General features: G+C 63.5%; 21 protein-coding genes. 9 read left to right on the plus strand and 12 right to left on the minus strand.

Annotated features, from left to right (window positions below; genetic code table 11):
* Nucleotides 1–18 precede the first annotated feature (18 nt).
* The 5 genes from AC1RT2_RS01040 to AC1RT2_RS01060 are packed head-to-tail and all read right to left on the minus strand — an operon-like array spanning nt 19 to nt 4,042.
* Complete coding sequence (locus tag AC1RT2_RS01040) at nt 19–516, minus strand: GAF domain-containing protein (RefSeq protein ID WP_493098652.1); 498 nt, start codon at nt 514–516, stop codon at nt 19–21.
* Between the two features lie 24 nt (nt 517–540).
* Entirely contained in the window at nt 541–1,290 is a 750-nt protein-coding gene (locus AC1RT2_RS01045; RefSeq protein WP_493098654.1) for an ABC transporter ATP-binding protein, read from the minus strand.
* On the minus strand, nt 1,287–2,120 hold the full coding sequence (locus AC1RT2_RS01050; protein ID WP_493098656.1) for an ABC transporter ATP-binding protein: 834 nt from the start codon (nt 2,118–2,120) through the stop codon (nt 1,287–1,289). Before AC1RT2_RS01050 ends, AC1RT2_RS01045 begins: the two co-directional genes overlap by 4 nt.
* Nucleotides 2,117–3,022, minus strand: coding sequence for an ABC transporter permease (locus AC1RT2_RS01055; protein ID WP_493098658.1), 906 nt, complete (start codon nt 3,020–3,022; stop codon nt 2,117–2,119). Before AC1RT2_RS01055 ends, AC1RT2_RS01050 begins: the two co-directional genes overlap by 4 nt.
* A gap of 9 nt (nt 3,023–3,031) precedes the next feature.
* Entirely contained in the window at nt 3,032–4,042 is a 1,011-nt protein-coding gene (locus AC1RT2_RS01060; RefSeq protein ID WP_493098660.1) for an ABC transporter permease, read from the minus strand.
* Nucleotides 4,043–4,231: 189 nt separating this feature from the next.
* On the opposite strand from AC1RT2_RS01060, the gene AC1RT2_RS01065 reads away from it, so the two are divergent.
* The 3 genes from AC1RT2_RS01065 (at nt 4,232) to AC1RT2_RS01075 (ending at nt 7,648) form a co-directional block, all read left to right on the plus strand.
* Complete coding sequence (locus tag AC1RT2_RS01065) at nt 4,232–4,906, plus strand: helix-turn-helix domain-containing protein (RefSeq protein WP_493098662.1); 675 nt, start codon at nt 4,232–4,234, stop codon at nt 4,904–4,906.
* Complete coding sequence (locus AC1RT2_RS01070; RefSeq protein ID WP_493098663.1) at nt 4,903–6,495, plus strand: ABC transporter substrate-binding protein; 1,593 nt, start codon at nt 4,903–4,905, stop codon at nt 6,493–6,495. Before AC1RT2_RS01065 ends, AC1RT2_RS01070 begins: the two co-directional genes overlap by 4 nt.
* Before the next feature lie 187 nt (nt 6,496–6,682).
* The gene (locus AC1RT2_RS01075) at nt 6,683–7,648 is read left to right on the plus strand and encodes a DUF3616 domain-containing protein (protein ID WP_493098665.1); all 966 of its coding nucleotides are present in this window, start codon (nt 6,683–6,685) and stop codon (nt 7,646–7,648) included.
* A 24-nt stretch (nt 7,649–7,672) separates the two neighbouring features.
* Here AC1RT2_RS01075 and AC1RT2_RS01080 read toward each other — a convergent pair whose 3' ends face one another.
* Nucleotides 7,673–8,140: an Lrp/AsnC family transcriptional regulator gene (locus AC1RT2_RS01080; RefSeq protein WP_444798457.1), complete on the minus strand. Its 468-nt coding sequence runs from the start codon at nt 8,138–8,140 to the stop codon at nt 7,673–7,675.
* A gap of 120 nt (nt 8,141–8,260) precedes the next feature.
* On the opposite strand from AC1RT2_RS01080, the gene AC1RT2_RS01085 reads away from it, so the two are divergent.
* From AC1RT2_RS01085 to lpdA, 3 genes are read left to right on the plus strand one after another with little or no spacing between them, the layout of a single operon-like run.
* The gene (locus AC1RT2_RS01085) at nt 8,261–10,339 is read left to right on the plus strand and encodes an alpha-ketoacid dehydrogenase subunit alpha/beta (protein ID WP_493098667.1); all 2,079 of its coding nucleotides are present in this window, start codon (nt 8,261–8,263) and stop codon (nt 10,337–10,339) included.
* Between the two features lie 2 nt (nt 10,340–10,341).
* Entirely contained in the window at nt 10,342–11,553 is a 1,212-nt protein-coding gene (locus tag AC1RT2_RS01090) for a dihydrolipoamide acetyltransferase family protein (protein WP_493098669.1), read from the plus strand.
* Complete coding sequence (lpdA, locus tag AC1RT2_RS01095; RefSeq protein WP_493098671.1) at nt 11,550–12,953, plus strand: dihydrolipoyl dehydrogenase; 1,404 nt, start codon at nt 11,550–11,552, stop codon at nt 12,951–12,953. The genes AC1RT2_RS01090 and lpdA overlap by 4 nt, the downstream gene beginning before the upstream one ends.
* 30 nt (nt 12,954–12,983) lie before the next feature.
* On the opposite strand, the gene AC1RT2_RS01100 is transcribed toward lpdA, so the two are convergent.
* The 4 genes from AC1RT2_RS01100 to AC1RT2_RS01115 all read right to left on the minus strand — a co-directional run bounded on the left by AC1RT2_RS01100 (nt 12,984) and on the right by AC1RT2_RS01115 (nt 17,280).
* Nucleotides 12,984–14,009 carry an acyltransferase family protein gene (locus AC1RT2_RS01100; RefSeq protein ID WP_493098673.1) on the minus strand — a complete coding sequence of 342 codons (1,026 nt, stop codon included), beginning with the start codon at nt 14,007–14,009 and terminating at the stop codon, nt 12,984–12,986.
* Nucleotides 14,006–15,274, minus strand: coding sequence for an O-antigen ligase family protein (locus tag AC1RT2_RS01105; protein ID WP_493098674.1), 1,269 nt, complete (start codon nt 15,272–15,274; stop codon nt 14,006–14,008). Before AC1RT2_RS01105 ends, AC1RT2_RS01100 begins: the two co-directional genes overlap by 4 nt.
* Before the next feature lie 7 nt (nt 15,275–15,281).
* Nucleotides 15,282–16,538: a polysaccharide biosynthesis/export family protein gene (locus tag AC1RT2_RS01110; protein ID WP_493099541.1), complete on the minus strand. Its 1,257-nt coding sequence runs from the start codon at nt 16,536–16,538 to the stop codon at nt 15,282–15,284.
* Between the two features lie 64 nt (nt 16,539–16,602).
* Nucleotides 16,603–17,280: a sugar transferase gene (locus AC1RT2_RS01115; RefSeq protein WP_069062836.1), complete on the minus strand. Its 678-nt coding sequence runs from the start codon at nt 17,278–17,280 to the stop codon at nt 16,603–16,605.
* A 710-nt stretch (nt 17,281–17,990) separates the two neighbouring features.
* Here AC1RT2_RS01115 and AC1RT2_RS01120 point away from each other — a divergent pair.
* Together AC1RT2_RS01120 and AC1RT2_RS01125 are read left to right on the plus strand one after the other, a co-directional pair.
* The gene (locus tag AC1RT2_RS01120) at nt 17,991–18,314 is read left to right on the plus strand and encodes an exopolysaccharide production repressor protein (protein WP_069062835.1); all 324 of its coding nucleotides are present in this window, start codon (nt 17,991–17,993) and stop codon (nt 18,312–18,314) included.
* 110 nt (nt 18,315–18,424) lie between these two features.
* Complete coding sequence (locus tag AC1RT2_RS01125; protein ID WP_493098677.1) at nt 18,425–19,432, plus strand: glycosyltransferase family 2 protein; 1,008 nt, start codon at nt 18,425–18,427, stop codon at nt 19,430–19,432.
* Here the strand turns inward: AC1RT2_RS01125 and AC1RT2_RS01130 are convergent.
* Nucleotides 19,429–20,379 (minus strand): polysaccharide pyruvyl transferase family protein, encoded by a 951-nt coding sequence (locus AC1RT2_RS01130; RefSeq protein ID WP_493098679.1) that lies wholly within the window; start codon nt 20,377–20,379, stop codon nt 19,429–19,431. The two genes, AC1RT2_RS01125 and AC1RT2_RS01130, sit on opposite strands and share 4 nt — an antisense overlap.
* Before the next feature lie 60 nt (nt 20,380–20,439).
* Nucleotides 20,440–21,399, minus strand: a complete 960-nt coding sequence (locus AC1RT2_RS01135; RefSeq protein ID WP_493098681.1) for a glycosyltransferase family 2 protein — start codon at nt 21,397–21,399, stop codon at nt 20,440–20,442.
* A 121-nt stretch (nt 21,400–21,520) separates the two neighbouring features.
* On the opposite strand from AC1RT2_RS01135, the gene AC1RT2_RS01140 reads away from it, so the two are divergent.
* A complete protein-coding gene (locus AC1RT2_RS01140) occupies nt 21,521–22,999 on the plus strand; it encodes a lipopolysaccharide biosynthesis protein (RefSeq protein WP_493098683.1) in 1,479 nt (492 codons plus the stop codon).
* Nucleotides 23,000–23,365 lie beyond the last annotated feature (366 nt).

Consider the following 23,365-nt stretch of genomic DNA (forward strand, 5'->3'; position numbering starts at 1 on the left):
GGCCTCTGCAACCGATGCTCAAATACGCGGCGACGCCAGGAACGCGAGCTTGGCGGGGATGGAAAGCGCATCCGTGACGAGCTTCACGCGTTCGGGCGTGTAGAAATGCTCTTCGTGCAGAATGTTCATCGTGCCCATGAAGTCATCGGCGATGAAGATCGGCAAGTTGACGACCGAGCCGCAGCCGAGCGACCAGATCTGCGCATGGTCCGGGAAGACCGTGGCAATGTCGGCAATCGTGTTGGCGACGAAGGGCTGACGCTCGACATGGATGGCATCGAACCAGCGGGTGCGGTTGATCGGCTTGCTGCCGGACACAGGATAGCTCTCCGGGTCCGACGAATAGGAGCGGCTGGAGATTTCCTCGGCCATGTTCGCTTCCATGACGGTGAAGAGTTTTACGCCCACCACCGCCTGGGTGAGCTTTTCCAGCGCGGCATAGGCAGCGCCCGGCCCCTTCTCGGTGGCGATGGCGTGATCGAACGCGGCGAGCGCGGCGGTGTGGTCGGTCGTCATGGCAATTTTCCTGGACTCTATGGATTATGCGCTCTCCAGCGCATGGCCTTTGTTGGCGGCGAGCAGCTCGCGTGAATAGGGATCGACAAGCGTCCCCGTCTTGAGCTGCACGACATCCGCAACCTCGACGATGCGCCCACCCCGCATGACCGCAAGGCGGTCGCAGAGGAACGACACCACGGGCAGGTTGTGCGTCACCAGGAGATAGGTGAGCCCCTGCTCCCGGCGCAGGCGCTTGAGGAGGTTGAGGATTTCGGCCTGGACGGAGACATCGAGCGCCGATGTCGGCTCGTCCAGCAGAAGGATGCGCGGCTCCAGCATGAGCGCACGGGCAATCGCCACGCGCTGGCGCTGGCCGCCGGAAAGCTGGTGCGGGAAGCGGAACCGGAAGCGCCGGTCGAGGCCGACCGCCGCCATGATCTCATCCACCCGCTTGCCCTGATTGCCGATACCGTGAATGTCCAGCGGTTCGGACAGGGTCGTATCGATGGTCTTGCGCGGGTGCAGCGAGCCGTAGGGGTCCTGGAACACCATCTGGCACATTTTGGAGAAGCCCCGGTCAATACCGTGGCCGCGCGGCTTGCCGTCGACCACGATGTCGCCCTTCCATTCGGGCGCAAGGCCGGCAATGGCCTTCAGCACCGTGGATTTGCCGGAGCCGCTTTCGCCAACGAGGGCAAAACTCTCACCGGCGGCGATATCGAGGGTCACGCCATGCGTGATCTGCGCATGACCGTAGGAAATGTCTAGGTTCTTGAGCGATATGGCGGTCATGCGGTGGCCCATGCGCTGCGGTCGAGCACGGGAAGCTCGTCGCGGTTTTCATCGATGCGCGGCATGGCGGCAAGCAGCCCGCGCGTATAGGGGTGCTTGGCTTGTCCCAGTTCCGAAGCCTTGCACTCCTCCACCACCTCGCCGCGATACATCACCAGGATGCGGTCGCAATAGGACGAAACGAGATTGAGGTCGTGGCTGATCAGGATCAGGCCCATGCCCTTGCCGACGATCTGCTCGTTGATGATGTCGAGCACCTGCGCTTGCACCGAGACGTCGAGCGCCGAGGTCGGTTCGTCGGCGATGAGGAGGTCGGGCTCGGGGATCAGCATCATGGCGATCATGACGCGCTGACCCATGCCGCCCGACACTTCATGCGGATAGAGCTTTGCGACGCGCTCCGGATCGTTGATGCGCACCGATTCCAGCATGGCAAACACACGGGCGCGGATTTCGTTGCGCGGCAGCTTCTTGTGGGTGAGCAGCGCCTCGGCGATCTGCTCGCCGATGGTCATGACCGGATTGAGCGAGAATTTCGGGTCCTGCATGACCATGGAAATGCGGGCGCCGCGGATGGCGCGCATCTGCCGCTCGCTTCTGGCGGTAAGCTCGATGCCATCGAAGGACAGCCGGTCCGCCGTGACCTTGCCGGGGGCGCGTACCAGCTTCAGGATCGAACGCCCCGTCATCGACTTGCCCGAGCCGCTTTCGCCGACGATGCCGAGCCGTTCGCGGCCGAGCGTGAAGGAAATGCCGCGCACCACCTCCACCGGTCCCCTTGGTGTCGGGAAACTGACGCGCAGGTTTTTCACATCGAGGAGAGCGCTCATTGCTTTTCTCCCTGCTTGGGATCGAGCACGTCGCGCAGGCCATCGCCTAGGAAGCAGAAGCCGAGGCTGACGAGGATGATGGCAAAGCCCGGCATAGTGGCGACCCACCACTGGTCGACGATGAAGGTGCGGCCACGCGAGATCATCGCGCCCCATTCCGGCAGCGGCGGCTGTGCGCCGAGCCCGATGAAGCCGAGACCGGCCGCCGTGAGGATGATGCCCGCCATATCGAGCGTCACGCGGATGATCATTGACGAGGTGCAGAGCGGCAGGATGTGGCGTCCGATGACCCGCGTCGCCGAAGCACCCTGGAGTTGGACGGCCGCGATGAACTCCGAATTGCGGAAAGTCAGCGTTTCGGCGCGGGCGATGCGCGCATAGCTCGGCCAAGCGGCGATCGCGATGGCGATGATGGCGTTCTGGATGCCCGGACCGAGGGCCGCGACGAAGGCGAGCGCCAGGATGAGCTTCGGCATCGACAGGAAGATGTCGGTGATGCCCATCAGGATACGGTCGGTCCAGCCGCCGAAATAGCCCGCAACGGCCCCCACCACCAGCCCGACAGGCGCGGCGATGACCGCGACGAGCAGAACGATGGTGAGCGTGATGCGCGAACCGAACACGACGCGCGACCAGATATCGCGACCGAGTTCATCCGTGCCCATCCAGTGCGCCGCACTGGGCGGCAGCAGGCGCTGCGACAGGTTCTGCGCGATCGGATCAGCCGCGGCGATCAACGGCGCAGCAAGCGCCGTGACGACGAGCAGCGCGACGATGATCGCGCCGACGACGGCGAGCGGGTTACGCGCGAGCGCCAGGACAATGCGGTAGCTGCGGCCGAGCCGCGCCTGCATGCGCGAGGCGGGAGAATCGTCAAGCAGCCAATCGGTGACGTTTGCCATGGGGCTCTCCTATCGTGCGCGGGGATCGAGGATGCGGTAGCTGAGGTCGGACAGCTTATTGATGCCGACGAAGACCGCGCCGATGACGAGGGTGGAGCCCAGCACGGCATTCATATCCGCATTGAGGAGGGCCACGGTGAGGTAGTTACCGATGCCCGGCCAGGAGAAGATCGTCTCGATCATCACCGAACCCTCGAGCAGGCCTGCATAGGACAGGCCGATGACGGTGATCAGCGGCACGCGGATCGGCTTGAAGGCATGACGCCAGAGCACGACGCGTTCCGGCACGCCCTTGACGCGGGCGGTGGTGACGAATTCCTGGTTCAGCTGGTCGAGCATGAAGGAGCGCGTCATGCGGCCGATATAGGCGAGACTGAAAAAGCCGAGCACGGCGGCGGGCAGGATGATATGCGACACCGCACTGCGGAACACCTCCATGTCGCCGGCAATAAGACTGTCCACCAGAAGCAGCCCAGTGACGGTCGGCACCATGCCATCGAGATAGATCTCGACGCGGCCGGGGCCGCTGACCCAGCCGAAATGCGCATAGAACACCGCAAGCCCGACGAGGCCGAGCCAGAAGGCTGGCACCGAATAGCCGAGCAGGCCGACGACGCGGATCACCTGGTCGATGAGCGAGCCTTGCCGGCTTGCCGCCATGACGCCCATCGGAACGCCGAGCAGCACGCCGATGATGATGCCAAGCGTTGCCATTTCGAGCGTTGCCGGGAAGACGCGGGCGAGATCGGACGCGACGGGATTGTTGGTCGAAACCGACTTGCCGAGATCGCCGGACAGCACCTTGCCGACATAGGAGACGAACTGCAGCGGCAACGGCCTGTCCAGCCCCATCTCCACCCTCGCCTGCTCATAGACGGCCTGCGGCGCACGATCGCCGACGACGGCCAGCACCGGATCGATCGGCACGACGCGGCCGATGAAGAAGGTGATCGCCAGAAGCCCGAGGAAGGTGAAGGCGACGGTGGCGGCAAAGCCGCCGAGGCCGCGAAGAAACGGCAATACCCGGCCGGGACCGGGGGATGATGGGGGCCTGGACGTCCTGTCCAATGCCGCAACGGCCTGCTGGTCCAAACTCACGTACCGAACGCCCCTCTTTTCGTGCCGCCGATGATCGCCCGGCGGAAGATTTCGCTTGCGACCATACATAAAATTTTGGTTATATCAAAAAAATTATTGTGGAGGCGCGAAATGGCCGCTGAGGCTCTGAAGCAGGACACGGACGGGACGCCAAAGGTCGGCGCCCTCATCCGCGCCCGCCGCCGCCAGTTGAAGATGACGCTCCAGCAGCTCGGCGACGCCTCCGGCATATCGGTCGGCTACCTGAGCCAGGTCGAGCGTGATCACTTCACGCCCTCGCTCGGCACGCTGGCACAGATCAGCCGCGCGCTGGAGGTCGGCATCGAATTCTTCATTGCGGCACCGAGCGCCGAGGATGCGCTGACCCGCAATGGCGAGCGCCAGCGCTTCTCCGTCGACGGTTCCTCCATCGTCTACGAGCGCATCGGCGCGGAGTTTCCCGGCAGCGTGCTTTCCTCCTTCATCCTCACCATTCCACCGGGCTATCGCTCCGAGGTGGTGAGCCATGAAGGCGAGGAAATCCTGTTCATGCTCGACGGCGTGATCACCCAGCGGGTGGACGATGTCGAGATGACGATCTCGGCGGGTGACAGCCTGCATTTCCGCGGCAACCGCCCGCATGCCTGGTGGAACGACAGCGGCAAGCCCGCAAAAATGCTCTGGACCGGCACACTCTTCATGTTCCGCTCCCGCGAAATCACCCCGCTGCCGGATCTCGGCGGCGGCAAGACCGTGCAGCCAGCTGCGCGCACCAAAACTTCCAGCAAGAAAGGGAACAAGACATGAATTTCTTCCGGGCAGCCCTGCTCGCAACCGCCCTCGCCCTGCCGATGGTATCGACGGCGAGCCTCGCCGCCACGCCCGCCGACGTGCTCGTCGTGGCACAGAACATCGACGACATCGTCGCGATCGACCCCGCGCAGGCCTACGAATTCTCGTCCGGCGAATATGTCACGCAGGTCTATGACCGCCTCGTGCAGTATGACGCCGAGGATCCGACGAAGCTCACCGGTGGCGTCGCTTCCGAATGGGTGGCCGACGATGCGGCCAAGACCATCACCTTCACGCTGCGCGACGGCGTAAAGTTCCACTCCGGCAATCCGCTGCGCCCCGAGGACGTCATCTATACGTTCAAGCGCGTCATCGCGCTCAACAAGGCGCCGGCCTTCATTCTCACCCAGCTCGGCTGGACCCCGGAAAACATCGAGAAGATGGTCACCGCCGACGGCGCCAACAAGGTGGTCGTGAAGTATGAGGGCGACTTCTCCTCCGCTTTCGTGCTGAACGTGCTCGCCGCCCGCCCGGGCTCGGTGATCGATGCCGAGACCGTCAAGGCCAACGAGGTTGACGGCGATTTCGGCAATGCCTGGCTCAACGCCAACTCGGCCGGCACTGGCCCGTTCAAGCTGCGCACCTACCGCGCCGGTGAAATGCTGGCGCTTGAAGCCAACCCGGACTACTTCAAGGGCGCGCCCATCCTGCGCCAGGTCATTATCCGCCACGTCGCAGAGGCGGCGACCCAGCAGCTCATGCTGAAGTCGGGTGATATCGACATGGCCAAGAACCTGACGCCCGACCAGGTGGGTGGCCTCGGCGATGGCGTGAAGGTCGAAACCTATCCGCAGGCCGCCGTGCACTTCCTGTCCCTGAACCAGAAGACGCAGTCGCTGACGCCGCCGGCCGTGTGGGAAGCCGCGCGCTACCTCGTCGACTACGAGGGCATGACCGGCTCCTTCCTGAAGGGCCAGATGGAAACGCACCAGGCCTTCTGGCCGAAGGGTTTCCCGGGCTCGTTCGACGAAAACCCCTACAGCTTCGACCCGGAAAAGGCCAAGAAGATCCTCGCCGATGCCGGCATCACGACGCCGATCAACGTGACGCTGGACGTGATCAACTCCACGCCCTTCACCGACATGGCGCAGTCGCTGCAGGCCTCCTTCGGCCAGGCCGGCATCAACTTCGAGATCCTGCCCGGCACCGGCAGCCAGGTGATCACCAAGTACCGTGCCCGCACCCATGAGGCGATGCTGCTCTATTGGGGGCCGGACTTCATGGACCCGCATTCCAACGCCAAGGCCTTCGCCTATAACGAGGACAATGCGGACGACAAGTACCAGTCGACCACCACCTGGCGGAATGCCTGGGCGGTTCCGGAAGAGCTGAACAAGGAAACGAAGGCGGCGCTGGCCGAGGCCGACCCGGCCAAGCGTGACGCGATGTATGTCGACCTTCAGAAGAATGTACAGGCCAATTCGCCGATCATCGTGATGTTCCAGGCCCAGAAGCAGGTGGCGATGAGCCCGTCGGTCGAAGGCTATGTCAACGGCGCCAACTCCGACTTCGTCTACTACCGCCTGGTGAAGAAGGCGCAGTAAACAAAGGCGGTGGCGGCTGAATGGTCGCCACCACACCTCTCCGCCGTCGCGGAGAACGCTCTCGCGATTCTCGCATAAGGCGAGAGATCCATAGCAAAACACGCCCCTTCAGTGTACATTCCCCGCTATCTCGCGTTTGCTCGGGAGGGGTGTCATGCGATCAATGCATTTACTTGCCGGATGCCTCTTGGCTGCCGTTTCAGCAGGCCCGGCATTCACTGCCGATGTCAAAGCTGAACATTGGCCTGCCGAGGGAAAGATCATCGGCAAAAAGGACAAGAAAGCGGAAGACGTCAGCGGATTTTCCTGTTCGACGACCGCCGGCTTTCCCCGAACCTGCCTTATCATCGATGACAATATTCAAGCCGCGCAGATCATCACCCTGGAGGATGGCAAGCTGCTCGCGGGAGCAATGGTTCCGCTGATCAGCAACACTTTCGACGGCAAGGCGCTCGAACTCGATGGCGAAGGTGTCGCCTTTGCGGATGGCGCCTTTTACGTCATCGGCTCGCACGGCCACCCCCGCGACAAGGACCATGAACTCGACCCGACGAAGGATGCGGAGCGCATCGCGGCGCACATCGCGGCAGCAAGCCAGATCGCGAAAGTGACGATCAACACGGGCGGTACGGCGACGGTCGAAACGACAGCTTTATCCCTGGCGAAAGCCATCCAGGGCCAGCCCGACCTCGGGGACTTGGCCGGCAAGAGGCTCGATGAAAACGGCGTGACGATCGAAGGCATCGCGATCAAGGACGGCCAACTTTTCGCAGGCTTTCGTGGGCCTTTGCTTCCCGGCGGCCACGCTGCCGTGCTTGCGGTCTCGCTGGAGGGGCTGGCGACGGGCGGCGACCTGAAAAGCAAAGTGTTCAAACTGCCCCTCGGCGAGGGCATCGGCATTCGAGACCTTGCACGGGATGGCGACCGTATCCTGGTGCTCGCCGGCCCCGGCCCGGACACGGCAGGGGCCTACACCGTCTTTTCCTGGGATGGCGCGGGCGACACGGTCACGTCCCTTGTTTCCCTGACGGACATTCCAGACGCTGGCGACACTCGCAAGGCGGAAGTCATCCTGCCCCTGGCCGACAAGAAATTCCTGATCCTGTTCGATGGCGAAAAGGAAGGTAACGCCCTTGCGATAACGCTGCCCTAGCAACGAGGCGCGAAACCTGCCGGCTCAAAGTGGCAGTTCGGTAGTATATTTCACGCTTTTCAGCGCGAAATGCGATGAGGAATTGGCGACCGCCTCATGGGTCAGGATCGCCTGCATCAGCAATTGTTCGTAGTCCTTCACATCCCGGACGACGACGCGGATGAGGTAGTCCCATTCGCCGGACATCGAGTAACATTCCAGCACTTCCTCATGCCGCTGAACGAAACGCTCGAAGTCGCGCCGGGCGATGGGGTCATGCGATTTCATGCGGACCTGGCAGAAAACGTTGAGGCCACGCCCGATGCGGTCGGGATCGAGCAGGCGGACGGTCGGGCCAAGGACACCCGCCTCCTCCAACGCCTTGATCCGCCGCCAGCAGGAAGCGCTGGAGGCCCCCACCTCCTCGGCCAAAGCCGCATGGCTGATGTCGCCGCGCTGTTGCAGAACCTTCAGGATTTTTCTGTCGATTGCGTCGATCTGAATTGTATTCATCGGATTTTCCGGAAATCTGATACAGACGTTTCATTTTTATCATAAAAGCCGACCCGTTTGAAACGCTTTTTCGGCCACAGCGTTCTAGACTTTCCATCCATGCACATGCGGGAGGAAACCATGGCGCAGGCTGCTTTCAAACCCATCATCCGGAACGCGCCGGACGCTTCCGTCGACTGGCGGCGCGTCGCCTATCTCGTGCACCTGTCCCGCGCGCTCGACGAGATGGAAGAAACCCGCCTCGTGCCGGAGAAGAAGGTGCTCTACCAGTTCTCCGCCCGCGGCCACGACATGGCGCAGATCCTCCTGGGCAGCCTCCTGACCGACCGGCACGACGCGACCTGTGGCTACTATCGCTCCCGTCCGCTTCTGCTGTCGCTTGGCGTCGACCCCACGGACGCGCTCGGCTCGGCGATGGGCCGTGCCGGCGGTTACTCCGACGGACGCGACATCGGCGTCGTCTTCAACTATCCGAACCTTGAGGGCGCATCCGCGCTGCCGATGTGCGGCGGGGTCGGCACGCAGTATACACCGACGGCCGGCTGGGCACAGGCGGTGAAATATTATGCCGGCGTTCTGGGCAAGACCGACTATGCCGAAAGCATCGCCGTCGTGCTCGGCGGCGACGGCTCGGTCGCCTCGAACGGCTTCTGGTCGGCGCTGACTATCGCCACCACCCAGAGCCTGCCGATGTTGTTCTATATCGAGGACAACGGCTATGGCATCTCCGTGCCCTCGACCGTCCAGACGCCGGGCGGCAACATCGCCGCCAACCTCTCCGGTTGGAAGAACCTGACGATCTTCGAAGGCGACGGCACCGACCCGGCGGCGGCCGCGTGCCTGACAAGCGAGGCCGTGGAGCATGTCCGCCGCAGCCGCGCGCCCGTGCTTCTGCGCCTTACGGTACCGCGCCTGCAGGGCCACAGTTTCCAGGATACGCAGGCTTACAAGAGTGAGGAAACGGTGCGCGGCGAATGGGCGCGCGATCCCCTGCCGCGCCTCAAGGATTACATTGTGCCGGCCGTGCTCAGCGAAGCGGAATGGGACGCTGCGAACGACGACGCCAGGCAGGCTGCCGAGGCCGCGCGGATTGCCGCGGAGGCACGCCCGGTTGCCGTGCCGGAAACGGTGACGCGGCACGTCTTCTTCGAGGGCGACGAGCAGGTAATGGGCGGGCAGCTCCGCCACGGCTACATGGCACCCGAGATGACGGAGATTGCAGAGACGACCGGCCAGCGCATCAACATGGTGACCGCCATCCGCCGCACGCTGGACCACGAGCTTTCGATCAACGAGCGCGTCGTGCTGTTCGGCGAGGATATTGGGCCGAAGGGCGGGGTGCATGCCGTCACGCTCGGGCTCCAGGAAAAATTCGGCCGCGAGCGGGTGTTCGACACCTCGCTGTCCGAAGAGGGTATCGTCGGCCGCGCGGTCGGCATGGCGCTGGCGGGGCTGATGCCCGTGCCGGAAATCCAGTTCCGCAAATATGCCGAACCGGCGACCGAGCAGATCAACGATTGCGGCACGATCCGCTGGCGCACCAACAATCGCTTTGCAGCCCCCATGGTGCTGCGCATGCCGGGCGGCTACTTCAAATGCGGCGACCCCTGGCACAGCCAGACGAACGAGGTCGCCTTCGTGCACCAGCCCGGCTGGAAGGTCGCGGTGCCCTCCAACGCCGCCGACGCCGTCGGGCTGCTGCGCACTAGCCTGCGCGGCAACGATCCGGTGATCTTCTTCGAGCACCGCGCCATGCTGGACCATGCCTGGGCACGGCGCCCCTATCCCGGTGATGCCTATGCCCTGCCTTTCGGCAAGGCCCAGTTCACGCGGCGCGGCGACCGGATCACGCTCGTCACCTGGGGTGCCATGGTGCATCGCTGCGAAGAGGCGGCCGATGGCCTTTCCGCGGATGTCATCGACCTGCGCACGCTGATGCCCTGGGACAAGGAGGCAGTGCTGTCCTCCGTGCGGCGCACGCGGCGCTGCCTCATCGTGCATGAGGATTTGGGCACCGCCGGCTTCGGCGCGGAAATTTCCGCCGTCGTCGCCGACGAAGCCTTCATGGATCTCGACGCCCCCGTCTCCCGCCTCACCATGCCAGACATACCAAGCCCGCATAACCCCGTGCTGCTCGACTGGGCGGTGCCCTCGGTCGGCCGGATCCGGGCCAAGCTCGAAGCGTTGCTGGAGTTCTGAGCATGGCCGACCTGATCGACGTTCTCGCGCCTGAAGAACAGGAAGGCACCAAGGCGGTGGTGCGCAACTGGCTGAAGGCGATTGGCGAGCCGGTGGCGCTCGATGAGCCGCTGGTGGAACTGGAGACCGACAAGGTCACCCAGGAGATCCCCGCCCCCCTCACCGGCATCCTGCATGAAATCCTCATGCAGGGCGGCGAAAACGCCGAACCCGGCGCCGTTCTCGGTCGAATCAAGCGGGAGGGGGTTTCGATTGCGGCTGTGGGCGCGCCTGCCGCAGCGACGGCAACACAACACGCACATGTCGACCAAACCATTCACTATTCCCCGGCGGTTCGGCGCGCGATCGAGGACTACGGCATCGATCCCGCAACGGTGACCGGCACCGGTAAAGGTGGACGGGTCACGCGCGGCGACATGGATGCCGCCCACGAAGCGGCCCTTGCTCACAGCGCCGTGTCCACAACACCACCCGCAAAGGCACCCTCCCCGCCCTCGACCCGGACGGACAAGCCGTCGAGCGATCGGCGCGCGCGCTCCGTTCCCCATTCGCCGATGCGGCTCGCCATTGCCGAACACATGCAGATGTCCGTCTCGACGGCGCCGCATGTCACCGCGGTGTTCGAAGCCGATTTCAGCACGGTGATCCGCCATCGCGACAGGAGCAAGGCCGCCTCCGGCATAGCGCTGTCTTACACCGCCTATATCGTCGCGGCCTGTGTGTCCGCCATGAAGGCGGTACCCGAGGTAAACAGCCGCTGGCACAGCGATCGCCTGGAAATCTTCGAGGATGTGAACATCGGCATCGGCACGGCGCTTGGCAATGACGGCATCGTCGTGCCGGTCATCCGCGATGCACAGAACCTTTCGCTTGCCGGCATTGCCGCACGTTTGCAGGACCTCACCGCCCGCGCCCGCGCGAACGCGCTGACGCCCGCCGACATGCGCGGCGGCACCTTCACCATCTCCAACCACGGCGTGTCCGGGTCGCTCGTCGCCACGCCGATCATCATCAACCAGCCGCAATCGGCGATCCTCGGCGTCGGCAAGCTGGAAAAGCGGGTCGTGGTACGTGAGGTGGACGGCATCGACACGATCCAGATCCGGCCGATGGCCTATGTTTCGCTCACCATCGACCACCGTGCGCTCGATGGGCACCAGACCAATGCCTGGCTCACCCGCTTCGTTGAGACGCTCGAAAGCTGGCCGCAATGAGCGCTTCGCACGACTATGATCTCCTGATCATCGGCGGCGGCCCCGGCGGCTATTCCTGCGCCATCCGCGCCGCTCAGCTCGGTCTGAAGACGGCCTGCGTCGAAGAGCGTCCGACACTCGGCGGCACCTGCCTCAATGTCGGCTGCATCCCCTCGAAGACGTTGCTGCACGCGACCCATCTGCTCGAAACCGCCCGCGATGGCCACATGGCCGGTTTCGGCATCCGTACCGGTCCCGTCTCCATCGACCTTGTGACACTGATGGAGCGCAAGGACGCGACGGTTACCTCGCTCACCAAGGGCATCGATAGCCTGTTCCGCAAGAATGGCGTGGCCCGCCTCACCGGTCGCGCGCGTCTCGCTGGGCAGGGCCGCGTCGATATCGCTGGAAAGACGGTCAGCGCCGCATCCCTTGTCATCGCCACCGGCTCCCTGCCCGCGACGCTGGCCGGCGTGCTGGTGGACAATGCCGCCGGCATCATCGTCGACTCGACGGGCGCCCTGTCCTTGCCGCACGTACCGGAGCGGCTTGCCGTCATCGGCGGCGGCGTTATCGGCCTCGAGCTTGGCTCGGTCTGGGGTCGTCTCGGCGCGAAGGTGACGATCGTCGAATATGCCGACCGCATCCTTCCGGGCATGGATGACGATATCCGCGCAACGATGACGAAGCTGCTCACAAAACAAGGGCTAACGATCCTGAGTTCGTCATCCGTCTCAGCCGCCAGGGTGGATGATGACGGGGTGCACCTGCCCCTGACGGTTGCGAATGGAAAAACCTCGGAACTGGCAGCGGATGTCGTGCTCGTTGCCACCGGACGCCGGCCGAACACACACGATCTCGGACTGAAAGAGGCTGGCATCGCACCGGACGACGGTGGTTTCATCCCAGTCGATGGGCGCGGGCGGACGAGCGCGAACGGCATCTATGCTCTCGGTGATGTAACGCGCGGCCCCATGCTGGCCCATCGCGCGCAGGATGAGGGCATCGCCATTGCCGAGCGGCTCGCCGGCAAGCCCGGCATGGTCAACCACGACCTTATTCCGGCGGTCGTCTACACCAATCCAGAGGTCGCCTCCGTCGGCAGGACCGAACAGGCCGTCAAGGCGGACGGTGTACCCTATCGCGCCTCGACGTTTCCCATGCTCGCCAACAGCCGGGCGAAGGCCAATGGCAGTACCGAAGGGTTCGTCAAGCTGCTGTGCCACGCGGGGTCGGGCGTGGTGCTCGGTGCGCATGTCATCGGTGACATGGCGGGTACGATGATCGCGCAGATCACGCAGGCCATGGAATTCGGCGCAACCGCGGAGGACATCGCCTATACCTGCCACGCCCATCCCACCCACAGCGAAGCAATCAAGGAAGCAGCGCTTGGCCTCAGTGGTAGCGCCATTCACATCTGATGCTGGGGCCGCATCCTGCCTTCCGCCTTTTCAGGCGGGCAAACGCCTCGACTTGAGCATGCCGCCCGCCCCACGCAAAAGAGGTCGCTCGATCAGGTAGTAACCGCAGAGCCCCACCAGCGTGCCGGCAGCGAACGAGGCCACCAAAACAAGCCATGATGCAAGGCCGAGCATCATGCCGACCTTCGCCACCACCGAGATGGCGAAGGTGTGCCAGAGATAGATCGAATAGGACGCGTCGCCGAGGACAGCCGGGATCTTTAACCTCGGGACGCCGCGCTGCGTCTCAAGCGCTGCAGTGCCGTAGACAAGCGCGCAGGCGAGCGGGCCACAGATCCATTCATCGAAAGGCAATCTTAGAATGCCGATCAACGCAAATCCAGTGAGTGCCCCGACGATCAGGAGCAGCGAAGCGAATGCGTTTGGAACCCGGCCGGCGAGCCAGAGCCGCCCAACCAGCATGCCGACGACGAACTCCAGGATGATTGGTCGCGTATACGTCACGAACAGGGGATTGCTGCTCTCCACCGCAAATCCGATGGCAACGAGGCCGACGAATGCGACCACCATCGCGGGAAGCAGGAGGCACCGAGGCAGGGCGAGGCAGGCGGCGAAGACGACGTAGAAGAACATTTCGAAATTGAGCGTCCAGCCCTGCACGAGCACCGGCCAGAGACCGCCGCTGCTCGGCGAGGGCAACGGGACGAAGAGAAACGATGCGAGGACATGGCCGGCCGTCAGCGTCAGATTGGGAAACAGGCCGGCAAGCCCGCCCGCCACCATGAGGGCGGTCGCCAGCCAGTAGACCGGCACGATGCGGCGGATGCGGTCGATCAGGAAACGCCCGGGTGAGACGGGACGCCGCTCCACGATGACCCACATGATGAAGCCGCTGATGACGAAGAAGACATCGACGCCGGCCGCGCCGATGGCAAAGGCGTAGCCGCTGCGTTCCGCCGCATGGAAAAGCACGACCGCGAGCGCGGCGAAGGCCCGCAGATATTGGATGCCGTATAGCGTGCTGCGCTGTGCCGCCGGCCGATCCACGTCCGTCATGTCAGCGCCGCCCCGGACTGGCGAAGCAGGGGCCGCCTGTCTTCCACTGCAACGTTCCGCTGCGTATCGGCAAGTTTCCCGGCCGCGAAATAGAGCAGGAAGGAACCCACGTGATAGGGGTTCAGGATGTCGATTTCGACGAAGGTGCGCACCACAAGCAATGCTGCCACGGTGCAGAGCACCAGCGCCTCCAGATCATGCGCCGCTGAAAGCAGGCGACGCAGGTGCCCGGCAAACGTCACGATCAACACCATGGAGAGCAGCAGGCAGCCGATCAGCCCCGTCTCGACCGTGGCGGCGATGAAGGTGTTGTGGAAGTGGAACCCGGACCGCGTGCCGATGAAGAAGGCGGCCCAAAGCCGCTCGGCCTCGGCAAAACCCTGCACCCAGAACGCCTGGTAGCCGATGCCGACCAGCGGCGCCTCGCCTGCCGCCTCGATGCCCTGCTGCCAGAGATAGGTGCGGCCGGTCAGGGTCGCGTCCTTGCCGAAGGCGCCGAGCAGCATTTCATAGCCACCGCCATAAGCCCCGGCGATGAGGGTGAGAACGGTTGCGATCGCGAGGCCGAAAAACAGCATCTTGCGGTGGGCCGGCGCCAGCAGTTCGAGCCCGCGCAGGGCCAGGCACAGGCCAGCAATGGCAATCGTCGTCAACACCGAGGTCGCCGATTGCGAGGCCTTGAGGCAATAAAGGGCAATCACGATGCAGCCGACGGCGGTGAACCGCCAGAGGCCGCGCTCAGCACCGAGAAACAGCGCCGCAAAGGCGAAGAGCACGGCGAGCGAGGCATAGAAACCGAGCTGGTTTTTCGAGGCGAAAGCGCCGACGAAGCTGTAGGTGCCATCCAGCGGATCAAGGTGATAGACGCCGAAGACAAGCGAATAGAACAGGACGAGGCCGGTCCCGATCAGCCCTCCGCGCACGAGGGTACGCGTGTCGACGACCCGCATGGCGATCAGCGCGCAGGCGACATGGGAAAGGTACTGCACGCCGGCGCGGGCGGTGGCACCGGGCGCTTGCGACCAGAAGACGGACAGGCAGGCGAAAATGGCGAAGGCGAAGATCCAGAGGTAACGCGTGTAGTTGCCGAGCACGCGCCGGTAATCGACGACGACCAGCGGCAACCACAGCGCATAGTAGGCGAGGATCGATATCTGGCCGAAGCGGAAGGAATAGGCGAAGACGAAAAAGGACAGCGTGACGGCAACCGCGGCATAGGCCTCGTTACCGACAGGTCCGATCAGGCGTGTCTTCGCTATCCGCATGCCCGCCTCACTGGGTTCCGACAGCGACATCCACCTTCACGATGTCACCCGGCAGGACCGGTGTCGTTTCGGTGGCGCGGATCTGCTCGGTCTTGCCCTCGGCCGTGCGCAGGATGGAATAGGCAATGTTGGCGGCCGAAAGCCCGCCCTTGAGGGATGCGGCGTCGGCCGACTGCATCAACGCCTCGGACATCAGGTCCCGGCTCGTGCCGAGCTTCAGGGTGAGTGTATCGAGTTCCTGCTCGGTATTCTGCAACTCCTGCGCCAGCTGCGAATCCCAATCGTTCTGCAGGTTGGTCTCGTCCTGCGTCGCCTTGTTGATGTCCTGTTTGGCCTTCAGCGAGGCGGTATCGATGTCGAGCAAGGCAGCCTGGAGGTCGGCGGTGCGCTGCTCCAGCGCCAGGCGGCGGGAACTTATGGCGAGCCCCTTCTCGGCAAGCGTATCCACCTTCGTCAAGTCGCCCTGCACGAGTTCAAGCTGGCGGGTCTGCGTTTCCGATTTCTTGCCGAGCGCCTCGATTTCGTTGGTGAGCAGCGACTTGAGGTCGGCAAGCGCGGTCAATTGCACCCGCAGCCGCCTTTCCCGCGAGGTCTTCAGCGCCTTTTCGCTTTCCAGGATGGCACCGGCCTCCTGCGACGTGGCGAGCTCCTTCGGCATTTCGATGCCCTCGGTTCCGCTCATTTCGGCCGCGACGCGCGCCCGGCGGATCAGGAGACGATTGCGCTCGGCGAGGTAGACGGCCGCCTCTCCTTCGGAACGCAGGAAGTCGCGGGCGAACCGCTGGCCGGCATCCGCGCGCCGCAGGCCGCCGCCGAAGCTGACGGCCTTGAGCACGGTGAGGCCCGGCGAATAGGGATAGGCGCCCGGCGTCTGCACCTCGCCGGCAAGATAGACCGGTCGGTATTCGGCAATCTCCACCGAAGCGGATGGCCGGTCGCGCAGGCCGAAGAGGATCTGCATCTTCTTGCCGATCTCCTCGGCAAGTTCGCCGGATGTGCGGCCATCGGCCGGCAGTTGCCCGATGAACGGCAATGAGACGGAGCCATCGGCCCCGACGCTGTAGTCGCCGCTGACCGCACTCCAGTCGCGGATGGCACCTTCGGCCGTCTGCCATTCCGCAACGCGGATCCGCAGCTTGTCCATTACCCCCAGCCGGTACTCGGCTGCGGAGACGGGCTGGGCCGAAAGCGCCAACAGCAGGCAAAGCCCGCCAAGCACCGCCGTGCGAAAAGCAGCCGCGGCGGAAGCCGCGTGCGAAATCATCTTCATGGAAACCTCTGTCTCTGGTCTCCCGCAGCCACGAGGGCATGCGGGAGAGAGCTTCGGATCAATAGCTGCCGCGTGACATGCAAACGGCAGGAATGGTGCGGGCAACGATGACGAGGTCGGCGGCAAGCGACCAGTTGCGCACATAATGCGTGTCGAATTCGATTCGCGCCGAATAGGACACGTCGTTGCGGCCGCTCACCTGCCACAGGCCCGTGAGGCCTGGACGGGTCTGAAGGTAGTAGACCGCCGAGGCCTCATAGAGCTCCAGCTCGTCCTCGACGACCGGACGCGGGCCGACGATGCTCATCTCGCCTCGAAGGATGTTGATGAGCTGAGGCAGCTCATCGAGGCTGAGCTTGCGCAGGACGGTGCCGACGACGGTCACACGCGGATCGTCCTGCAGCTTGCGCGTCATGCGCCATTCCTCATGGGCGGCGGGGTTCTGCTCGAAATACTGCTGCAGAACGGTGTCGCCGTTTTCCGCCATGGTCCGGAACTTCAGGCACCGGAACATCGATCCGTTGTATCCGATGCGACGGTGTCCGTAGAAGACACTGCCGCCGTCGGAATATTTCACAAGCGCCATGATCAGCACGAAGATCGGGCTGAGCACGACTAGGGCAGCAAGCGCCACCAGAATATCAAAGCTCCGTTTCGATATTCCCCCTATCGGTGGAGCGCCGGTTATGGCCGAACTAAAAAACGGCGAACTGGCCGATCGACTCGCGGACTTCATAGAGATGGCTCCATTTCAATTTGCGATTTGGTCGGGTCCCCCCGGACGTGTTCAGACATCCAATGCGGAGTGTATGGTCACAGTTTGTTTTTTGAAGCGTTATCTACCGATTAAAAAACAGGCAGAGCGTATTTAAGAGGATCTTGATATCCTAATTTAAAGGTTAAACTAAAGACGGCCACTCATCATTCTCAGACATGCAAAGCATAAACCGAGAACAAATGGCTCATTTCAATGGGTTTAAGCTTCGTATCAATTCTTTTGACGCGCGCACTCCGCCCAGTAAAACACGAAAAGTAAGAAACTTCACATATCGGCTTCACATTCAGCGACTTGTATACACCACCAAGGCGCAAATTTTTGCGATGCAATATTATATTGCGGTGCACATTTTTCCGTGACATGCCGCTACCTTTGTAACAAAAGTTGATCACGCACCGAGGAGCGCGCAACCCATCGGGTGCGCCCCTCATCGACAAACTCGCGCCATCGGCGTAGCCAACGTCCAGCGCGCAAAAATCGTGTCGGAATCTGGGCAGCAAGAAGGCGTGCGTTCCGCAACGGGCCGAATCTGCCTTAACGGAACCACAAGACAAATCGGGGAGAATTGGAACCGGCCCTGCCGCGGACTGGTTAACACCAGTGATTGCGAAGGCGGCAGCTGGCCCCTATAGTTCGACCGAGCCTCAGAGGAGAAGGCGGAACCACCGATGAAACGTGCACCGGAAACGAAATGGCGGGACAGCACGGCCTACGCGCCGCGCTTTTTCCTGAGCATGGTGGTTGCGCTCGTCGCTTTCGCCATCGTGACCTATTTCGCGACGGGCTCGATCACGACGACGGCGATTCAGACGCTGATCTGCGCCGTTCTCATACAGGTCGGCTATTTCCTGATGACGCTCTTCCTGGTCTGGCGGACGGCCAAGCAGCGCAAGGCCGAAACGGACCAGGGCCTGCGCGGCAAGCAGGAGCTCGACGCCGCCAAGCCGAAGGTACCCGTGTCGATCAACGAGCCCGGCCACTCCAAGTTCTGATCCGCACAATTTGCGACGGGCCGTTTTTGTGCCCTCTTTGCCTTTCATGCTGCATTGCAGCGTAGGCTTGCCCTGCGCCTCGACAGTCCAACGCGAGAGAGGAATGGATCGTGACCCAGCAGGAAAAGGTCTGCGTTATCATTGCCGCGAAGAATGCGCAGGAGACCATCGGGCGCGCTGTGCGCTCGGCCCTGGCGGAGCCGGAAGTGGCTGAGGTCGTGGTGGTGGATGACGGCTCGGACGACCGCACCATGGCGGCGGCGGGCGAGGCTGACGATGGAAGCGGGCGGCTCGACATCATCCGGTTCCGGGTAAACCGGGGACCGTCAGCGGCCCGAAACCACGCCATCGCCATCTCCCGCGCGCCGTTGATCAGCATTCTCGACGCCGACGACTTCTTCTTTCCCGGCCGTTTTCGCCAGCTTCTCGCCTGCACGGACTGGGACTTCATCGCCGACAACATCGCCTTCATGGAGGCGCCCGACCTCGCCCAGCAGCCGGCGCGCTTTGCCCCCCGCCCGCGCCAGCTCGACCTCAAGGCCTTCATTCTCGGCAACATCTCCCGCCGCGGTGCGCCGCGCGGCGAGCTGGGCTTTCTCAAGCCGGTGATGCGACGGGCGTTCCTCGATGCGCACGAACTGCGCTATCGCGAGGACATGCGTCTAGGCGAGGATTACGAACTCTATGTGCGCGCCCTCCTGAGGGGGGCGCGGTACACCGTTATCGAGAGCTGCGGCTACGGTGCCGTGGTGCGTGCCAATTCGCTCAGCGGACAGCACCGCACGAAGGACCTTGAAGCACTTCGCGACGCGGAACGCGCCATCCTTGCGACGGGCGACGTGCCCCGGGAGGCTCTCGGCGTCATGCGCCGGCACTGCCGGCAGATCGGCGACCGGCATGCATTGCGCCATTTCCTCGACAGCCGGCGGGAAAGGGGAGCAGGTGCTGCGCTGGCCTATGCCTTCGCGAACCCCACGGCCGTGCCGGCGATTGCCGGCGGCATCCTGCGCGACAAGGTCGATGCCGCGCGCCATCGGCGCCGGCCGCAACCGCCCGCACCGCAAGACCGCGGGCTGCGCTACCTGCTGCCCGCAACCTCGGCAGCACGCCGCGACTAGAGATAGTCGCGGCGCACGCTTTCCAGCACCTCATAGAGCCGCGCCTTGCGCTCGGACAGGCGCGCATCGGTGCTGAGCTGGGGGGCTGCCCGGCTTGCCTGCCAGAGCGCCAAAGTCGAGGGTGCCGCCAGCACCTGCTTGACCGCTAGGCGCAAACCGGGTTTGCGCGCGACCTGCGCGACGACAACGTCGCCCGCCTCGACCTTGTCAGGCTCCACGGCCACGGCGGCCGTCCCTTGCCTGTCATAGTCGACACCCCAGAAGCGTGCGCCCTTGATGATCGCTTCCGCCCGCGTCGAGATCGGGATGCGCCTCGGTTTGTGCTCGACGCCGACCGTCGACGCCCAGTCGCGCCATTTGAAGCTGTTGATGCTGTCGGATGTGCTGACGGCCACCCACGGCACACGGAAGGCATCGGCGAGGATGGCGCCGTGCATGGATTCGGCGACGATCAATTCCGACTGCGCGATCTGGCGGATCACGTCCTTCGCCTCGCCACGCGGATCGATATAGTGCAGGCCGGCCATGGCGCAGATGACCGGCCAGAGCCCGGCCACCGCCGATTCCCAATGGGGAACGAAAGACTGCCTGTAGCGCTTCGGGAGGTTTGCAAATTCCGGCATGTCGGCGACAAGAACCGCCGGATCGATGACGCCCAGATCCGCCGGTACGCCCACCTTTTCCGCCGTCAACGGACCGCGAACGCAGCGAATATCCCAAAGGTTTCCGTCGCGCATGTCCGGCAGACTTCCGTAGCCGAAACCGCTGCCGAGCACCAGCTTGCGCCCTTCTTCCGGCAGCAGCGCGCGGTTCAGGACCGTGCCGACGCCGACCAGAAGCACATCCGGATGCACCTCCCGGAAGCCGGGCAGCAGAAAGTCCCAAAGCCAGAGATTGAGGTCGTCACCGAAATTGCCATGTTCCGATTCCCAGTAATAGGGCTTCATGTCCCACTCCTTGCAATGGCGTTTCTCGAAGAGGCGGGCCGCCAGTGGCCCGCCGCTGGGTCAACGGGAGAATTTGCCGACGGCGAGCCCGAAAGCGCTGGTGATGATGCGCGGGTCGCGCATCGCCCAGCGCGCCAGCATGTCGAACTGGGGAAGCTTGCGACGCTTGACCAGCCGCGCCTGACTCCACAGCGCCTGGCGCCGCGCCGTCTGTTTATAGGAGCGCAGCGATGCGGCCTCCACCGGCCGGCCGGCAAACCGTGATTCCAGCCGATCGAGCGCCACCCAGGTATTGAACTGCTGGTGCAGGAATTGCGGCGAATCGTTATCGACGCCGTGGAAGATATTGAGGCCCTCGCCGCGCACCGCGCCGGCTTCACCGCTCAGCACCACGCGACGGGCGGCGAGCACGCAATCGCAGAAGAACAGCACATCCTCCGCGGCAAGCCGGAGGGCCGCGTCGAAACGCACCTTTTCGAACAAAGGCCGGCCGATCACCATCGAGGAGAGGTGGAGAAAGCTCCAGTTCTTGAGCATGACCTGCGTCAGCCCGGGGATTTCGATGAGCAGCGGATCGTCGCTCAACCGCTCGACCGCTTCGGTCTTTTCGAGGTCGGCGACGCCGAAGTGATAGTAGAAGGCATCGCCGCCGGTAATCGAGGCGAAGTAGCAGTCAGCCTCGAACGCCGTCATCGCCGCATGGGCGACGGCGAGGTGATCAGGCGCCCACGCGTCGTCCGAATCAAGGAAGGCGACGAAGGCCGAATCGGCCGGCACGTGATCGAGCCCGGTATTGCGCGCACCGCCCGGCCCGGCATTCTCCTGGCGGATGATACGCACCCGCGCGCGTTCCGCCTCCGAAAAAGTCACGATGTCGCCATCGGCCGGATACGGCGATTCATCGTCGACGACAATGACGTCGAAGTCGTTGAAACTTTGGGCAAACACCGATGCGAGTGCACGCGTCAGGATGCCCGGCTCCTTCTGATAGAAGGGGATGATAACTGTCAGCTTCGCCATCTTTTCGTCCCTGTGGTTTCTCTAGAAAGAGTTTCGCATGGTCTCCTCCCACCGGGGCGCGGCCGTTTCCGGCGCAGGCTTTTCGTCGTCGTCGAGGCTCCTTTTTCGATAGGAATCCGCCATGTCCCAGCAAGTAAACGCGACGTCGGTGACACGAAACGTCGGCTGGAGCGTCCTATCCAAGACAAGCACATTCGGGCTTAAATTTGTCACGGTGCCCATTCTGGCAAGGTTGCTGACGCCGGAAGAGTTCGGCGCGGTGGCCGTGGCGCTGGCCGTCGTGCAATTCCTGGCGATGATCGGCGGGGCCGGTCTTGCCTCCGCCCTCATCCTCGAACCGAAGGAAGACGAGGAGACGATCCATTCGGTTTTCTGGGCCAACCTGGCGCTCGCCTGCCTGATGGCGGCGGGGCTTTATGTCTGGGCCGAGCCGCTCGCCGAGTGGTTCGGCGCGGCCGATGCGGCCTATCTGCTGCACCTGATGTGCCTGCTCATTCCCTTGCAGTTGGCGGGTGATGTCGCCTATGCGCTCATCGCGCGGAGCATGCAATTCAGCAAGGACGCGCTGTGGAGCATGATCTCCGAATCGGTCGCAGCCATCGCGGCGGTCATCATGGCGCTTGCCGGTTTCGGCATCTGGGCGCTGGTGACGCAGCTCTTCGTGTCCGGCGTCATCCGGCTTGCAGGCCTCTTCTTCGTCTCCCGCTATCTGCCGCGCCTGCGTTTCCGCCCGCGCGAGGTCGCCAGGCTCACGCGCTACAGCCTCGGGCTGATGGGCTCGGAAATCGCCAATTTCATCACCTTCCAATCGCCGATGGTCGTCATATCGCGTTTCCTCGGCCTTGCGGATGCCGGCGCCTATTCCGCCGCCAACCGCTTTTCCAGCATTCCCAACCAGGTGGTGCTGTCGGCCGTCATGGGTGTACTTTTCCCGGCCTTCAGCGCGATGATGCATGACCGGGAGCGCCGATCGCAGGCGCTGATGCTGAGCACACAGGTGACGACGCTGCTGCTCGCGCCCATGATGTTCGGCCTCTGGGCGCTGGCAAAGCCCTCCATGCTGCTGCTCTTCGGCGCGCAATGGGCCGCGGCGTGGCCGGTGCTCGGGTTGCTCGCGCTTTCCAAGGGCTTGCTGACGCCGTGCAGCACGTTCATCCCCTACCTCAAGGGCTCCGGCCATGGCGGCGCGCTGTTCTGGTGGGCGGTCGGCCGCGCCGTCATCACCACCGCTGCGGTCGCCTACGGCGCCTATAACGGCACGCTGGTCGAGGCCATGGTGGCACTCTGCATCGTCAATGCGCTGGTTCTCGTTGGCTATTCCTGGGTGGTGTTCCGCGCCGATGGCACGCCGTTTCTCTCCGGTTTCTACCCGTCGATCCGCCCGATGCTCACGGCCGCTCTGATGGCGATCGTGGTCCGTTACGCACTGGACCACTATCTGGCACTCCACGTTAACACGGTTCTGCAGGTCGGCCTCGGCATCCTGCTTGGCGGCGTGATCTATGCGGCTCTGGTGCTGTTGACCGAACGCCCGCTGCTTCGAAAATTGCTCGCCCTCGTTCGCCGCCCCAAGCCACAAACCGCGGCAAGCCTGCCGTAAGCTGCCCCAATTCGGTATCGTTCCGCCTCATTTGCCGTCTTGTTCGTCCGGAACGGTTAAGCAGAGCGAAAAAAATTCTGGCTCGCTTGCAGCCATAAATTGCGGGTAAATCAGTATATTCGCATAATCTGCAAAGTATTGTTGCCCTAGCGCTCGCTCGTCCTGCGCCAGCCCCCGCCGGACTATTTTCAGCGGCCATCGGCATGGTCGCTCATGCTGCAATGCAACCAAGCGATCACGAAAATTTGCTGCACCGCCATATTTTCTGCCGTCCCATCACCCACACTGCTCTTCGTAGGCTCGAGTCTGCTCTTGTTTGAACGACCGTCCGGGGGGAACGGTCCACCAGAGGGGTGACCCACACCG

The organism is Shinella sp. GW821-FHT11G07 (genome assembly GCF_058808115.1).

Bases quoted from the DNA above. Each gene is read 5' to 3' on its own strand.
- AC1RT2_RS01045 (WP_493098654.1), bottom strand. From the start codon at position 1,290: ATGACCGCCATATCGCTCAAGAACCTAGACATTTCCTACGGTCATGCG.
- AC1RT2_RS01135 (WP_493098681.1), bottom strand. From the start codon at position 21,399: ATGGCGAAGCTGACAGTTATCATCCCCTTCTATCAGAAGGAGCCGGGC.
- AC1RT2_RS01090 (WP_493098669.1), top strand. From the start codon at position 10,342: ATGGCCGACCTGATCGACGTTCTCGCGCCTGAAGAACAGGAAGGCACC.
- AC1RT2_RS01120 (WP_069062835.1), top strand. From the start codon at position 17,991: ATGAAACGTGCACCGGAAACGAAATGGCGGGACAGCACGGCCTACGCG.
- AC1RT2_RS01130 (WP_493098679.1), bottom strand. From the start codon at position 20,379: ATGAAGCCCTATTACTGGGAATCGGAACATGGCAATTTCGGTGACGAC.
- AC1RT2_RS01040 (WP_493098652.1), bottom strand. From the start codon at position 516: ATGACGACCGACCACACCGCCGCGCTCGCCGCGTTCGATCACGCCATC.
- AC1RT2_RS01100 (WP_493098673.1), bottom strand. From the start codon at position 14,009: ATGACGGACGTGGATCGGCCGGCGGCACAGCGCAGCACGCTATACGGC.
- AC1RT2_RS01085 (WP_493098667.1), top strand. From the start codon at position 8,261: ATGGCGCAGGCTGCTTTCAAACCCATCATCCGGAACGCGCCGGACGCT.
- lpdA (WP_493098671.1), top strand. From the start codon at position 11,550: ATGAGCGCTTCGCACGACTATGATCTCCTGATCATCGGCGGCGGCCCC.
- AC1RT2_RS01055 (WP_493098658.1), bottom strand. From the start codon at position 3,022: ATGGCAAACGTCACCGATTGGCTGCTTGACGATTCTCCCGCCTCGCGC.
- AC1RT2_RS01065 (WP_493098662.1), top strand. From the start codon at position 4,232: ATGGCCGCTGAGGCTCTGAAGCAGGACACGGACGGGACGCCAAAGGTC.
- AC1RT2_RS01140 (WP_493098683.1), top strand. From the start codon at position 21,521: ATGTCCCAGCAAGTAAACGCGACGTCGGTGACACGAAACGTCGGCTGG.
- AC1RT2_RS01070 (WP_493098663.1), top strand. From the start codon at position 4,903: ATGAATTTCTTCCGGGCAGCCCTGCTCGCAACCGCCCTCGCCCTGCCG.
- AC1RT2_RS01080 (WP_444798457.1), bottom strand. From the start codon at position 8,140: ATGAATACAATTCAGATCGACGCAATCGACAGAAAAATCCTGAAGGTT.
- AC1RT2_RS01105 (WP_493098674.1), bottom strand. From the start codon at position 15,274: ATGCGGATAGCGAAGACACGCCTGATCGGACCTGTCGGTAACGAGGCC.
- AC1RT2_RS01050 (WP_493098656.1), bottom strand. From the start codon at position 2,120: ATGAGCGCTCTCCTCGATGTGAAAAACCTGCGCGTCAGTTTCCCGACA.
- AC1RT2_RS01110 (WP_493099541.1), bottom strand. From the start codon at position 16,538: ATGATTTCGCACGCGGCTTCCGCCGCGGCTGCTTTTCGCACGGCGGTG.
- AC1RT2_RS01115 (WP_069062836.1), bottom strand. From the start codon at position 17,280: ATGAAGTCCGCGAGTCGATCGGCCAGTTCGCCGTTTTTTAGTTCGGCC.